General features: G+C 50.3%; 14 protein-coding genes. 8 read left to right on the top strand and 6 right to left on the bottom strand.

Annotated elements, in window-relative coordinates:
- Nucleotides 1-13: 13 nt before the first annotated feature.
- From CWE15_RS04180 to CWE15_RS04165, 4 genes are read left to right on the top strand one after another with little or no spacing between them, the layout of a single operon-like run.
- Nucleotides 14-1,171 (top strand): acyl-CoA dehydrogenase family protein, encoded by a 1,158-nt coding sequence (locus tag CWE15_RS04180; RefSeq protein ID WP_126756787.1) that lies wholly within the window; start codon nucleotides 14-16, stop codon nucleotides 1,169-1,171.
- A complete protein-coding gene (locus CWE15_RS04175; protein WP_126756786.1) occupies nucleotides 1,168-2,301 on the top strand; it encodes an enoyl-CoA hydratase/isomerase family protein in 1,134 nt (377 codons plus the stop codon). The genes CWE15_RS04180 and CWE15_RS04175 overlap by 4 nt, the downstream gene beginning before the upstream one ends.
- Before the next feature lie 14 nt (nucleotides 2,302-2,315).
- Nucleotides 2,316-3,224 (top strand): 3-hydroxyisobutyrate dehydrogenase, encoded by a 909-nt coding sequence (gene mmsB / locus CWE15_RS04170; RefSeq protein ID WP_126756785.1) that lies wholly within the window; start codon nucleotides 2,316-2,318, stop codon nucleotides 3,222-3,224.
- Complete coding sequence (locus CWE15_RS04165; protein ID WP_126756784.1) at nucleotides 3,225-3,989, top strand: SDR family oxidoreductase; 765 nt, start codon at nucleotides 3,225-3,227, stop codon at nucleotides 3,987-3,989.
- Nucleotides 3,990-4,080: 91 nt separating this feature from the next.
- Here CWE15_RS04165 and CWE15_RS04160 read toward each other — a convergent pair whose 3' ends face one another.
- Both CWE15_RS04160 and CWE15_RS04155 read right to left on the bottom strand, forming a co-directional pair.
- Nucleotides 4,081-4,392, bottom strand: a complete 312-nt coding sequence (locus CWE15_RS04160; protein WP_126756783.1) for an AzlD family protein — start codon at nucleotides 4,390-4,392, stop codon at nucleotides 4,081-4,083.
- The gene (locus CWE15_RS04155) at nucleotides 4,379-5,095 is read right to left on the bottom strand and encodes an AzlC family ABC transporter permease (protein WP_126756782.1); all 717 of its coding nucleotides are present in this window, start codon (nucleotides 5,093-5,095) and stop codon (nucleotides 4,379-4,381) included. Before CWE15_RS04155 ends, CWE15_RS04160 begins: the two co-directional genes overlap by 14 nt.
- A 169-nt stretch (nucleotides 5,096-5,264) precedes the next feature.
- Here CWE15_RS04155 and CWE15_RS04150 point away from each other — a divergent pair, with 169 nt between their 5' ends.
- From CWE15_RS04150 to rlmM, 4 genes are read left to right on the top strand one after another with little or no spacing between them, the layout of a single operon-like run.
- Nucleotides 5,265-5,468, top strand: coding sequence for a hypothetical protein (locus tag CWE15_RS04150; protein WP_126756781.1), 204 nt, complete (start codon nucleotides 5,265-5,267; stop codon nucleotides 5,466-5,468).
- 6 nt (nucleotides 5,469-5,474) lie between these two features.
- Nucleotides 5,475-6,377: a transcriptional regulator GcvA gene (locus tag CWE15_RS04145; protein WP_126756780.1), complete on the top strand. Its 903-nt coding sequence runs from the start codon at nucleotides 5,475-5,477 to the stop codon at nucleotides 6,375-6,377.
- On the top strand, nucleotides 6,370-6,969 hold the full coding sequence (locus CWE15_RS04140; RefSeq protein ID WP_126756779.1) for an alpha/beta family hydrolase: 600 nt from the start codon (nucleotides 6,370-6,372) through the stop codon (nucleotides 6,967-6,969). Before CWE15_RS04145 ends, CWE15_RS04140 begins: the two co-directional genes overlap by 8 nt.
- Entirely contained in the window at nucleotides 6,966-8,039 is a 1,074-nt protein-coding gene (gene rlmM / locus CWE15_RS04135; protein ID WP_126756778.1) for a 23S rRNA (cytidine(2498)-2'-O)-methyltransferase RlmM, read from the top strand. Before CWE15_RS04140 ends, rlmM begins: the two co-directional genes overlap by 4 nt.
- Nucleotides 8,040-8,164: 125 nt before the next feature.
- Here the strand turns inward: rlmM and CWE15_RS04130 are convergent, their stop codons facing one another.
- From CWE15_RS04130 to ppnN, 4 genes are all read right to left on the bottom strand, one after another.
- A complete protein-coding gene (locus CWE15_RS04130) occupies nucleotides 8,165-9,172 on the bottom strand; it encodes an isocitrate dehydrogenase (RefSeq protein ID WP_126756777.1) in 1,008 nt (335 codons plus the stop codon).
- A gap of 74 nt (nucleotides 9,173-9,246) precedes the next feature.
- Entirely contained in the window at nucleotides 9,247-10,518 is a 1,272-nt protein-coding gene (locus tag CWE15_RS04125; RefSeq protein ID WP_126756776.1) for a hypothetical protein, read from the bottom strand.
- A gap of 3 nt (nucleotides 10,519-10,521) precedes the next feature.
- Complete coding sequence (locus tag CWE15_RS04120; RefSeq protein WP_126756775.1) at nucleotides 10,522-10,893, bottom strand: DUF3192 domain-containing protein; 372 nt, start codon at nucleotides 10,891-10,893, stop codon at nucleotides 10,522-10,524.
- Between the two features lie 15 nt (nucleotides 10,894-10,908).
- Complete coding sequence (gene ppnN / locus CWE15_RS04115; RefSeq protein ID WP_126756774.1) at nucleotides 10,909-12,267, bottom strand: nucleotide 5'-monophosphate nucleosidase PpnN; 1,359 nt, start codon at nucleotides 12,265-12,267, stop codon at nucleotides 10,909-10,911.

Below are 12,267 nucleotides of genomic sequence, written 5' to 3'. Positions count from 1 at the left end.
TAGAGGATGCGTGATGAACTTTAATTTAACGGATGATCAGCAGGCATTTGTCGACACGGCGCGCGCTTTTTCTGAGAAAGAGCTCGCTCCCTTTGCTGCGCAGTGGGACGCGGAGCATCATTTTCCTAAAGACGTTTTGCAAAAAGCAGGCGAAATGGGTTTTATGGGCATGTACACGCCTGAAAGTGCAGGTGGCTTTGGCATGTCACGCTTAGACAGCGCGTTAATTTTTGAGCAACTTGCTATGGGTTGTACGGCGACCACTGCCATGATGACTATTCACAACATGGTGACCTGGATGATTGGGTCGTTTGCGAAACAGTCAGTGATTGATCAGTGGTGCCCTGAACTTGTGATGGGACAAAAGCTGGGCTCGTACTGCTTAACAGAACCTGGTGCTGGCTCGGATGCGGCAAGTTTACGCACAACGGCCAAAAAAGAAGGCGACGAGTATGTGCTGAATGGTTCAAAAATGTTTATCTCTGGTGCCGGTGAAACCGACGTACTGGTGGTGATGGCACGTACCGGAGGGGAAGGCGCTAAGGGTGTTTCGGCCCTTGTGGTCCCAGCCGACGCAGCAGGTATTCACTACGGTAAAGCGGAAGAGAAAATGGGTTGGAACGCCCAGCCAACACGTTTAGTTACTTTTGAAAATGTGCGCATACCCGCGGAAAACTTGCTGGGTGAAGAAGGCGAAGGCTTTAAGTTTGCCATGATGGGCTTAGACGGCGGCCGTATTAATATTGCCGTGTGCTCTGTAGGTACTGCCCAAGCTGCCCTCAATACCGCACGCAACTATATGCATGAGCGTAGCCAGTTTGGAAAGCCTTTGGCCGCGTTTCAAGCGATGCAGTTTAAGTTGGCCGATATGGCAACTGAACTCGTAGCAGCCCGTCAAATGGTGCGGTTAGCTGCTTTTAAAGTAGACACCAATGACACGGACAAAACTGCGTACTGTGCCATGGCCAAGCGGTTTGCCACGGACATTGGTTTCCAAGTGTGTAATGAAGCGCTGCAGATACACGGCGGGTATGGGTATATTCGAGAATACCCACTTGAGCGTCATGTGCGCGATGTGCGGGTACACCAAATACTGGAAGGTACCAACGAAATTATGCGCCTTATTATTGCACGTCGTTTACTAGCAGATGGAGCGGCAGAGCTATTATGAGTAACCTTGAAGACGTTGTCTTATTTGATACCCGCGACGCGGGTCACGGCTATAAAATTGGGGTCGCCACACTCAATTCAGAGCGTTCACTAAATGCGTTAAGCATTGACATGGTGGAATTGCTAGAGCCGCAGCTTGAAGCTTGGGCCAAGGACGACACCATTGTTTGCGTTTGGCTGCAAGGAGCAGGTGAAAAAGCGTTTTGCGCAGGGGGCGATATTGTCTCTATGTACCATGCAGCACAAGCGAAACCACGGGAGCTTGTGCCCGAAGTGGTGGAGTTTTTCACCCGAGAATACCAATTAGACTACCAATTACAAACCTATCCCAAGCCTATTGTGGTGTGGGGCGATGGCTTTGTGATGGGCGGCGGTTTAGGCCTCATGATTGGTGCAAGCCACCGAATAGTGACAGAACGCTCGCGCTTGGCCATGCCTGAAATAAGCATTGGTTTGTACCCAGACGTAGGCGGTACTTATTTTTTAAGCCGCTTACCTGAAGGTATGGGCTTATTCTTAGGGCTGACTGCTGCCCAGGTAAATGCGAAAGACGCCTGCTGGTTAGGTATGGCTGACTTTGCCTTGAACGCAGAACAAAAAGAAAGTGCATTACACGCTTTATGCGCAGTGCACTGGACCGACAGCGCTGAAGTGAATCGCCACCGCGTGAGCGACGCCTTAGCACAGCTGGCAGACTACGCACACGAATTACCAGAGTCGGTGTTGCAGCCGCAACATGAAACCATCAAAAAACTGATGGCTGGCGATAGCCTACAAACAGTGACGGAGCAGTTCTTGAGCTTTGCAACCGACAGCAAGGTGCTCGCCAAAGGTCAGCAAACCCTGGCGGCGGGTTGTCCTTTAACAGCGCATATTGTTTGGCAGCAGCTCGCCCATGGCCCGAGTCTGAGTTTAGCGGAAGCTTTTCAATTAGAATTAACCTTGTCGGTGAATTGTGCGGTACAAGGCGACTTTATTGAAGGGGTACGTGCGCTCTTGATCGACAAAGATCGCAACCCACGCTGGCAGCACACGGACGTTTCTGAGGTGACGGAGAAGGACTTAGACGCCATGTTCCGTTCTCCCTGGAGCCAAGACGAACACCCACTTAAAAATTTAAGCAACCAATAAGGGCGAGGTTTTATATGACCGCAATTGCATTTATAGGTTTAGGCAATATGGGTGGCCCTATGGCGACCAATTTGGTGAAGGCCGGGCACAAGGTGACTGTGTTTGACTTGTCGGCAGAAGCACTGGCGCAGCTTGAACAAGCGGGTGCACAAGTCGCTGCCACGGCAGCAGACGCTGTTGCAGGGGCAGATATTGTGATGTCCATGCTGCCTGCGGATAAGCACGTACTTGGTTTGTACTTTGGTTACGAAGGTGACACCGATGCAGGTGTTGCCGCCCATATTAAAAAAGGCGCACTGGTGGTGGACTCGAGTACCATTAGTGCAGAAACAGCCCGTGATATAGCCCAGCGACTGAAACAACAAGACATTCGCTTTGTCGATGCGCCCGTGTCGGGCGGTGTTGCTGGTGCTGCAGCGGGAACCCTGACGTTTATTTGTGGGGGCGAAGCAGCAGACATTGAAGAAGCACGGCCACTTTTAGAGTGCATGGGCAAAGCCGTATTTACGGCGGGGGACCATGGTGCAGGCCAGGTGGCTAAAATCTGCAACAACATGCTGCTTGCTGTTTTAATGTCAGGTACTGCAGAAGCGTTAAAGCTCGGTCGTGACCACGGTTTAGACCCCAAAGTATTGTCTGAAATAATGCTGCAAAGCTCTGGCCGCAACTGGACCTTGGAAGTGTATAACCCATGTCCAGATGTCATGCCGGGCGTGCCTGCGAGCAATGATTATAATGGCGGCTTCTTGGTGGACTTAATGCTAAAAGATTTAGGTCTTGCCTTAGCTACCGCAGAACAAAGTGGCTCGGCTACGCCCATGGGGAAAGCGGCCCAAGACTTATACCAAGCCCATAGCGAACAAGGGTTTGGTAGCAAAGACTTTTCAAGTATTTATAAATGGTTTGAGCAAGGAAACAACTAAATGCAAATATCTGATTCAGTTATCGTTATAACAGGTGGTGCGCAAGGTTTAGGCCGTGCAATGGCAGAAAACTTTGCGGGTCAGGGCGCCTCTTTAGCTTTGCTCGACATGAATACAGAGCAATTGAATGAAGCCAAACGGGCCTGTGAGTCTGCGGGTGCAAAAGTAGTGCGTACCTATGAGGTGAATGTGACAGACGAAGAGGCTGTGAAAAGTACCTTTCAAGCCGTTGATGCAGACTTTGACGGCATGGATGTGCTGATTAATAACGCCGGCATTTTGCGTGACGGCCTATTGATCAAGTGTAAAGACGGGGAAGTAACCCATAAAATGCCATTACAGCAATGGCAGTCGGTGGTTGACGTGAACCTGACGGGGACCTTCTTATGTGGCCGTGAAGCTGCGGCAGCTATGGCCAAGCGCGGCCGCAAAGGCGTGATTATTAATATCTCCAGCGTGGCGCGTGCCGGTAACTTTGGCCAAACCAACTATTCTGCCACCAAAGCGGGAGTCGTTGCATTAACGGTGACTTGGGCGAAAGAGCTGGGTCGTTATGGTATTCGCTGTGGTGCCATAGCACCTGGCTTTATTGAAACACCTATGACAGCCGTAATGAAACCAGAAGCCGTTGAGCGCGCGCTGGCTATGGTGCCCTTATCGCGCTGGGGGCAACCGAGTGAAGTGGCGGACTCAGCCCGTTTCATTATTGAAAACGACTACTTCAGTGGTCGCGTGATCGAAATTGACGGTGGTGTACGTTTGTAATTTCACAGACCGTTAATAAAAAGCTTGGTGTGGGCACTTCAGTGGCTGCACCAAGCTTATTTGTTTGTGCTGAGTTTACACTTGAGGTTGTTTAATACGCTCGAAATAAGGCTGCGGCCAATACGCCACAACTAATGGCAATAAGAGGTTTTTTCACCACCAACATCACGACAATGGTGGCAAGCATAGCAAAACGTGCTGCTGCGTCGCCTGCTAGGGCCATAGGGGCCAATATTGCAATAAGTACAGAGCCTGACATGGCCTGAATAAACCGCTGCACGCGAGGCTTTAAGGGGACTAGCGACATAATATAAACACCGCCTAAGCGTGTTGCCAGTGTGACCAAGGCCATAAGTGCAATGAGCACAAGAATATTTATGTTGGTTGCATCAAAGCTCAGCATCTTGCTGCCCTCCAAACGTACCCGCTAACCCACCAGCGATAGCTCCTACAATGACATGACTATTTTCTGGTAAATACCAATAGGCCAGAAGGGAAGCAGCTGCTGCTACGGCCCAAACAAGATAGGTATGAGCGTTCTTTTCCGTGTCCAGTACGAGGGCTAAGAGAAAACAGCCCATGACCATATCAATACCATAGGCTTCAGGGTTGCTTATGACGTTGCCGAAATACACCCCCACCCAGGTGCCGACAACCCAAAACAGCCAAAGGGCTATACCCCCACCGAATAAAATACCTAAGCCAGGTTGCTTCCGATTAAAGGCTTGCATGGACATGGCCCAATTGGCGTCGGAGGCGAACAGCATAACCAAGTAACGTTGCTTTGTCGGCAAATGCCGTAGCCATGGAAAGAGCGTGGCGCCCATTAATAGGTGGCGGGCATTAATGGCGAACAAGGTGACTAAAATGGTGAGAGCAGGCAGTTGCGAGCCCCATAAGTCAAGTACTGCAAACTGGGCAGTCCCAGTGAACACCAAGACACTCATGGTGAGTGTATGGGTGTCGGAAATTCCCGCTTGTGCTGCAGCAAGCCCAAAGGCCGCGCCAAAGGCGGAAACAAAAAAGGCAATAGGGAGCATGGTGACAAAACCTTGCCAGGCTATTTGTTGGTTAAGCCGGTACAACGTAGAGCCGACGTGGGGCATATAAATTCCTTCTGTTCAGTTGCTACAGGGTTAAGTAAATGGGCATGCTGTCGTGCGAATAGGAAACACTACTTATAAAACAGCACTTTTGTTATGATATAACAATTACTAAAAAGCGAAATAGGCACCTAGGTAAAATTCTAGGTGGTATGCTCGCTAAGGAGTTGTTATGACAAACTTAAAAAGTCGCGACAGAATGTATCAAGTGTCTTCTAACCGGACCAGTGCACGGCATAAGGTGCGCTATGTTGAAAGCTCTGCACCGCCAGAAGGCGAGTGCCGTTTGTGTGTCGGTGTTTTGCCAGAAAGGAAAAGCGTACACAAAGAAAAGCCGGTTGAAAGCAACCCATTGCAGTCAAGCACAGGCGAGTAAATCTCTATGCGTAAGCTGCCCCCATTGAATGCACTGAAGTCGTTCGAAGCTGCTGCACGGCACTTAAGTTTTACCCAAGCGGCCAAAGAGCTGTTTGTTACTCAAGCGGCTGTAAGCCACCAGGTAAAAGCGTTAGAAGACTATCTAAGTTTACCATTATTCCTCCGTAAGAATAGAAATTTGTTACTCACAGAGGCGGGGCAGTCGTACTATTTAGAAATTCGGCAAATGCTTGAGCATTTGTCCGTGGTGACAGGCAAAATAATGTTAGCCAGTGAACAGGGTACCTTAACCGTGTGCGTGCCTCCTGGCTTTGCCATTATTTGGCTTGTGCCACGCTTAAGCCGGCTGCATGCCGCGCATCCAGAGATAGACGTACGCATTAAGGCAGTGGATGAAATTACCGGTTCGTTAACCGACTATGTGGATGTGGCCATTTATTATGGCCGTGGTCGCTGGCAAGGTTTACGAGCTGACCGCCTGCATAACGAGAAGCTAATTCCAGTTTGTTCACCGAAGTTACTTGAAGGTGAGCACCCATTACGCACTCCCGCCGACTTGCACAAGCATACTTTATTGCATGAAGAAACCCGCAACGCATGGCAAGACTGGTTTGAATTGGTCAATGAAACCCCACCCAAGAAGAAAAGCGGCCCCGTGTTTAGCCATTTAGCCTTAGCGTTAAAAGCTGCTGTGCATGGGCAAGGGGTGGCCTTGGCAAATAATATTTTAGCCAAGCCGGAAATTGATGCAGGCCATTTAGTGCAGGTTTTTCCGCAAGAGCTAGCCACGAACGATGCGTTTTTCATGGTGTGCCGTGAGTCGCAAGCCGACGCAGGCAAAATAGCGACTTTCCGTAACTGGTTGTTAAGCGAAGTGGCTCGCGATGAGGCAGAGCTTTATGGCTAAATGTCCCATTGTATTTGCACATGGCGCCGGAGCTGGGCCTGACAGTCCTTTTATGACGGCCATTGCCGAAGCCCTACGAGTGTCTGGGCACCCGGTGCATACGTTTATGTTTCCTTATTGGCAGCAGGTGCAAGAAACGGGGCGAATGCGGCCCCCTAATCCTGCAGCTCAACTTGATGAAGCCATGCTTAATTTTTGTGAGTCGCTGCAATTATCTGATTTTGTAGTGATGGGAAAGTCGATGGGGGCGCGTGTTGCTTTTCGGGTAGCCGACCGCTGTCGCGCTCGGGCAGCCATTGCCTTGGGCTTTCCTTTTCACCCACCAGGAAAAGAACTGAAACATCGTTTGAATGATCTGTATAATCAGCGCCCTAAAAATTTAATTATACAGGGTGAACGTGACCCGTTTGGTAAACGCGCTTGGGTAGAGGCACAAACCTTGCCAGAAAACATGACGTGTGTCTGGGCTTCGAATGGAGACCACGACTTACTGGCAACGAAGCGTGTGCAGCAACAAACAGGTGAAACAGCGTCGATGCGGTGGCAATGGGCTGCTCAGCAAGTAACAGAATGGGTGGAGACAAATACATGAGTGGTGTTTTACTTTATTGCCGCGCTGGCTTTGAAAGCGAGTGTGCAGCAGAAATACAAGAGAAGGCAGCTGCTTTGGGTATTTATGGCTACTGTAAAACACAGCCAGACAGTGCCGTCGTGGTGTTTCATTGTAAGGACGAAGAAGCCGACCACATAGGTCGCAAATTGTCGATACAGCAGTTGGTGTTTGCGCGCCAGCTCATTGTGTTAGTGGCCGAGTGTAACGACTTGCCTGTGGACGACCGTGTGAGCCCCTTAGTAGCAGCCCTTGATGGCATGCAACTGTGTGGAAAGCTTTGGGTAGAAAGTGCAGACACGAACGCTGGGCGCTCATTGTCTGCCCTTTGCAAAGGAATTACCAATCCGTTACGTAAAGCCTTGCGCACAAAGGAGTTATTGACCCCACAAGAGGTAGATAACCGTCCGGTGCTGCATGTGATGTTCCGAAGTACTAGCTCGGCTTTAGTGGGTTACTCTTATAGCTATAACCACGCGCCTTATATTATGGGTATTCCACGTATACGAGCGCCCAAACTAAGCCCAAGCCGCTCGGCCGCTAAGCTAGCCGAAGCCTTTAAAGTGATGGTGCCTGCGCAAGAGCTTGAGCAGCGGGTGAGTTCTGGGATGAACGCTGTGGACTTAGGTGCCTGCCCCGGCGGCTGGACCTCGGTGCTGGTGGCGCAGGGTATGATGGTCAGTGCCGTGGACAATGGTGCTATTGACGAAAAGCTGATGGAAACAGGGCAGGTGACACATTACCGTGAAGACGGCTTTGTGTTCCGACCCAAGCGTCGCAATGTGCAATGGCTGGTCTGCGACATGGTGGAAAAACCAGTGCGCGTGGCCCACTTAATGACCGACTGGTTTCTTGAAGGCTATTGTGAAAACGCCATATTTAATTTAAAGCTGCCAATGAAGAAGCGCTACGCAGCTGTCCAGCAGTACCTAGAGGCCATAAAAGAGCGCTTGTACGAAGCGGAAATGCGCGGCTGGGAGTTAACGGCTCGGCACTTGTACCACGACCGTGAAGAAGTAACGGTGTACCTACGTAAAAAACTTAAAAGCTAACCCCTTCCACGGCAGGCCATGCCAGCCCTAAGTACGGATGTGAAAATTGAAGTATCGTAGGTACGGCACGGCCGTACGAAAGGCACGGCCGCACGAAAGGCACTGCCGTAGGTGCCATGCCTGCCCTACGATAAACGGTCGAGAACTGCTTGGGTAAAGTCAGTGGTGCCGTGTTGGCCTCCTAAGTCGGCTGTGGCGCGATCGCCCGACTCTATGGTGTCGCGGAGTGCTGTCAGGATGCGAGCGGCATTATCCGCTTGGCCAATATGCTCGAGCATTTGTACCGCAGCTAAAATAACAGAGCTAGGATTGGCAAGGTTCTTTCCAGCAATGTCGGGTGCCGAACCATGCACGGCTTCAAAGATGGCATGGTTTGCACCAATGTTTGCTCCAGGGGCCATACCTAAGCCGCCTACTAAACCTGCGCACAAGTCTGAAATAATGTCGCCAAATAGGTTAGTGGTGACCAGCACATCGAAGTTTTCTGGATTCATCACCAGCTTCATGCAGGTGGCGTCCACTATCATTTCTTCTGACTCTATTTCTGGGTATTCAGCCGCAACTTCGCGAGCGACAGCTAAAAACAAACCAGACGTGGACTTTAAAATATTGGCCTTATGAACCGCGGTCACTTTTTTACGGCCTTCGCGGCGGGCAAGTTCATATGCAAAGTGCAAAATTCGCTGACAACCTTGGCGGGTCACCTTGCTCATAGCTTCCGCTTCAGAGCCGTCGCGCGAGGTGGTTTGGCCCAATCCAGAATACATGCCTTCGGTATTTTCACGAACCGTTATGATGTCGATGTCTTGATAGCGTGCTTGTGTACCCTGAAATGACACAACCGGGCGTACGTTCGCGAATAAACCAAAATGCTGGCGTAGACTGACATTGATAGAACTAAAACCACCGCCCATGGGCGTGGTTAATGGGCCTTTTAAGGCAATACGATTTTTGTCTAGTGTAGCGAGTGTATGGTCGGGTAGCAGCTCCCCATGCTTTTCAAAGGCGCTTAAGCCCGCGTCTACATAGTCGTATTCGAGCCCGCAGCCCGCTTTATCAAGAATCTGAATAGCGGCGTCGACAATGTCTGGGCCAATACCGTCGCCGGGTATTACGGTTATTCTAGAAGTCATGTAAAGCTCCTTTACTGCTTTAAGAGTGTGCACTTAGTGTACACGAAAGCAGCAGCAGGTGCTGCACCCTAGAACTAAAGTGGTAAGGGCTGAAAGGGGCTGTGAGCGCGTTGGTCTTGTGCAAGCTGCCAAAGCAACGACTGATAATGACTAAGACTAATACCTACGGTACGGCACCATGCGGTTAACTGGGGTTGCCAGGCGTGGGGCAGGTCGTTGCCGTAGTCGCTGACTAAAATACTACCAACGTGAGCGAGCTGAATGCATGCAAGCAGCGCTTGGTTGGTATGGGTTCCCATTAATATTTCTGCAAGCTCTGTTGGCATCTGCCAGTAGTCAATGAGTTTTAGTGCACGCGCGCTGCTTACGTTTTGTAGCCAGGGCACCCACAAGGCGACCCTGCTAGGGGCTTGTTCGCCAGCAGGTGGCTGCCATGCTAATTGGGTGGTAAAAGCGCCATGAAACCATAGGTCGTATACCCACAAATAACTCAGCAGTTCGGGGGTGCATGGTAACTGTATCGAGGCACTGCGACACAAACCTTGCAAACAGCCGGCCAACTGACTACGCCGCTGGAGTATGTGGCGTCGAAGTGGGAATCTGGGTGCGGTAAGGTGCGCTTCAAAGTGAGAGGTGAGCAGTAATTCTCTACTTGCTTCAGGGCCAAGCAAAAGAAGTGCTTGTTTAGTGGTAAGCAAGCGTCTTTGTTGCGTGTGCAAGGTGGCTTGGTGGCATAAACGCTGTTGCAGTATAGGATGTTGGTTCACCACGTGGATAACCTTGTCCAATAAAAGCTCGTTGTCAGGCCAGTCACGGACTGCCTGTAAAAAGCGCTGAGGTAATGGCTTGAGACGCAGCGGGGGAGGCGCGTCCTGTGTCGGCGTGGCTTGTTGCCGTAACACTTGGGCTATTAACTCACGGCCTTCTGCTTGCGTGGATTGCTCTCGTAACTGGGCAAAAATAGTTCGTAAGGGTGTGCCCTCGTACCTTTGCTTGGCAATAACTCCAGCGCAATAAAGCACTTGGCTTGGCAGAATTTGGCCTGTTTGAGTAGGGCGTTGCTGCACCAAGGCTTGTAGCATTAGCTTATGTAGGTAGGCCGTAACCAGGGGCTTATGCCTACCTGCCCATGCGATGAGCAATAGCTGTAAAGTTACACTCGGCTGTGGCCCCTGAGCCTGTTCGCCTCGCTTTTTGAGCTCGCTAAGACAGTCTTCAAAGGTGAACTCCGGCTGCTGCGCTAAAGCCAAAATATCCCGCACAACGGCGCTTAAAGCTGCTGAGGAAATGTCGGTTTGGCTTAATAGGCGCTGAATATTGGCATGGGTTTGAATAAACGAGGGCATTGATTAGCGCCCCGTGTATTCCAAATAGGCAGGCTCACCCCACGCAACAAGTTTCTCGCCGCGGAAGATAAGGGGCGTGGTTTCATCGCGTGTGGTGACCCCGTCCGACCTAACATGGTGGGTGCGGTACATATAGACCACCAACTCAGCTTCGGATGTTGTAATAGCTTCGCTTAAGTCTGGGGGGCCAAGCAAACGAAGTACTTCGGCGCTTGGTGTGCCGAGTTCAAGGCGGCCAATATACTTACGATTAAACACTTCCCGTTCACGCCAGGTCATGTTTTCAGGATTGGCGGTATAAAAAGTTAAGACGCCGCCCGCAATGGCGGCGTAAATAATAAATCCGACAAACGCAATACCAAAACCTTTCCACATAGTATTCGTTAACCTTTAGTCTTTAAGTACCTGGTAGCAAGGGGTGTAAGGTGTACCACCGGGTAACTTCATACGGTGCTGCTGTACAAATGACTCAAGCAACTCGTCTAGCTCATGCATAAGTTCCGAGTCACCATGTAACTGGTACGGACCTAAACGCTTAATTTCTGCAATGCCAGGTGCTTTTACATTACCCGCCACGATAGCTGAAAAAGCCCGACGTAAGTCAGCAGCCAGAGAAGCCTTTGGCTGCTCCCGATGCAAGTTCAATGTGGCAAGGTTAGCATGGGTTGGTTCAAAAGGCTTTTGGAAGGCGTTTTCAATATGCAAGGTCCAGTTGAAATAGTAGGCGTCGCCACTTTCTTTGCGGTAACGCTTAACAGCCGGCATGCGTGCTTCGATATATTGAGCAACGCTTTCTGGGTCGTTAATGATAATGGTATACCACTTCGTGGCTTCTTCACCTAAGGTGTTTTTGATGAAGCGGTCTAAGTGTTCAAAGTAGTCTCTGCTTTCTTCCGGTCCGGTGAAAACAATTGGCAGCTGTTGCTGTTGGTTGTCTGGGTGCATCAGAATGCCCAAAATATACAGCACCTCTTCTGCTGTACCCGCACCACCCGGGAAAATAATAATGCTATGAGCGCAACGTACAAAGGCTTCCAGGCGTTTTTCAATGTCTGGCATAATAACCAGCTCGTTAACAATTGGGTTTGGCGGCTCAGCAGCAATAATGCCTGGCTCGGTTAACCCCAAGTAACGTGCACTTTTAATACGTTGTTTGGCATGGCCAATGGTTGCGCCTTTCATGGGGCCTTTCATGGCACCTGGACCACAGCCAGTACAAATATTAAAGTTACGAAGGCCTAGTTCGTAGCCTACAACTTTACTGTATTTATACTCCACCTCGCTAATGGAGTGTCCACCCCAGCACACCACCATATTGGGGTCAGCAATAGGGCGTAAGGTGTTGGCGTTTCTTAAAATGTCAAAAACAACGTGGGTGAGGTGGCGTGAATCCTTCCCTTTTAGTCGCTCCTCGGGGTAGCGCTCTCCAACAAACAGAATGTCACGTAGTACTGCTTCTACGTGTTCACGTATACCCTCAATAAGCTTGCCGTCTACAAAGGCCTTGGGCGGTGGGTTAATAAGCTCGAGCTTGACGCCGCGCTCACGACGAAGCACGTTCACTTCAAAGTCTTCGAATTGGTTATAAATATCGTCGGCGTTGTCCGTATGGCTACCCACGTTTAAAACAGCAAGCACACAATTGCGGAAAAGCTTATAAAGCTCGCTGTTGGTGGACTGTTGCAAGCGGTCTATTTCCACTTGCGATAATAGTGACATACTTCCCTGTGGTGATAATGAAATACGCAT

This window comes from Aliidiomarina taiwanensis (genome assembly GCF_003987015.1).
GTDB classification, from domain to species: domain Bacteria; phylum Pseudomonadota; class Gammaproteobacteria; order Enterobacterales; family Alteromonadaceae; genus Aliidiomarina; species Aliidiomarina taiwanensis.
The sequence above is the reverse complement of the archived record's forward strand: the minus strand, read 5'-3'. Positions and strand labels throughout refer to the sequence as shown.

Coding starts and splice junctions, on each gene's coding strand:
- CWE15_RS04180 (WP_126756787.1), top strand. CDS start 14: ATGAACTTTAATTTAACGGATGATCAGCAGGCATTTGTCGACACGGCG.
- CWE15_RS04175 (WP_126756786.1), top strand. CDS start 1,168: ATGAGTAACCTTGAAGACGTTGTCTTATTTGATACCCGCGACGCGGGT.
- mmsB (WP_126756785.1), top strand. CDS start 2,316: ATGACCGCAATTGCATTTATAGGTTTAGGCAATATGGGTGGCCCTATG.
- CWE15_RS04165 (WP_126756784.1), top strand. CDS start 3,225: ATGCAAATATCTGATTCAGTTATCGTTATAACAGGTGGTGCGCAAGGT.
- CWE15_RS04160 (WP_126756783.1), bottom strand. CDS start 4,392: ATGCTGAGCTTTGATGCAACCAACATAAATATTCTTGTGCTCATTGCA.
- CWE15_RS04155 (WP_126756782.1), bottom strand. CDS start 5,095: ATGCCCCACGTCGGCTCTACGTTGTACCGGCTTAACCAACAAATAGCC.
- CWE15_RS04150 (WP_126756781.1), top strand. CDS start 5,265: ATGACAAACTTAAAAAGTCGCGACAGAATGTATCAAGTGTCTTCTAAC.
- CWE15_RS04145 (WP_126756780.1), top strand. CDS start 5,475: ATGCGTAAGCTGCCCCCATTGAATGCACTGAAGTCGTTCGAAGCTGCT.
- CWE15_RS04140 (WP_126756779.1), top strand. CDS start 6,370: ATGGCTAAATGTCCCATTGTATTTGCACATGGCGCCGGAGCTGGGCCT.
- rlmM (WP_126756778.1), top strand. CDS start 6,966: ATGAGTGGTGTTTTACTTTATTGCCGCGCTGGCTTTGAAAGCGAGTGT.
- CWE15_RS04130 (WP_126756777.1), bottom strand. CDS start 9,172: ATGACTTCTAGAATAACCGTAATACCCGGCGACGGTATTGGCCCAGAC.
- CWE15_RS04125 (WP_126756776.1), bottom strand. CDS start 10,518: ATGCCCTCGTTTATTCAAACCCATGCCAATATTCAGCGCCTATTAAGC.
- CWE15_RS04120 (WP_126756775.1), bottom strand. CDS start 10,893: ATGTGGAAAGGTTTTGGTATTGCGTTTGTCGGATTTATTATTTACGCC.
- ppnN (WP_126756774.1), bottom strand. CDS start 12,267: ATGCGTATTTCATTATCACCACAGGGAAGTATGTCACTATTATCGCAA.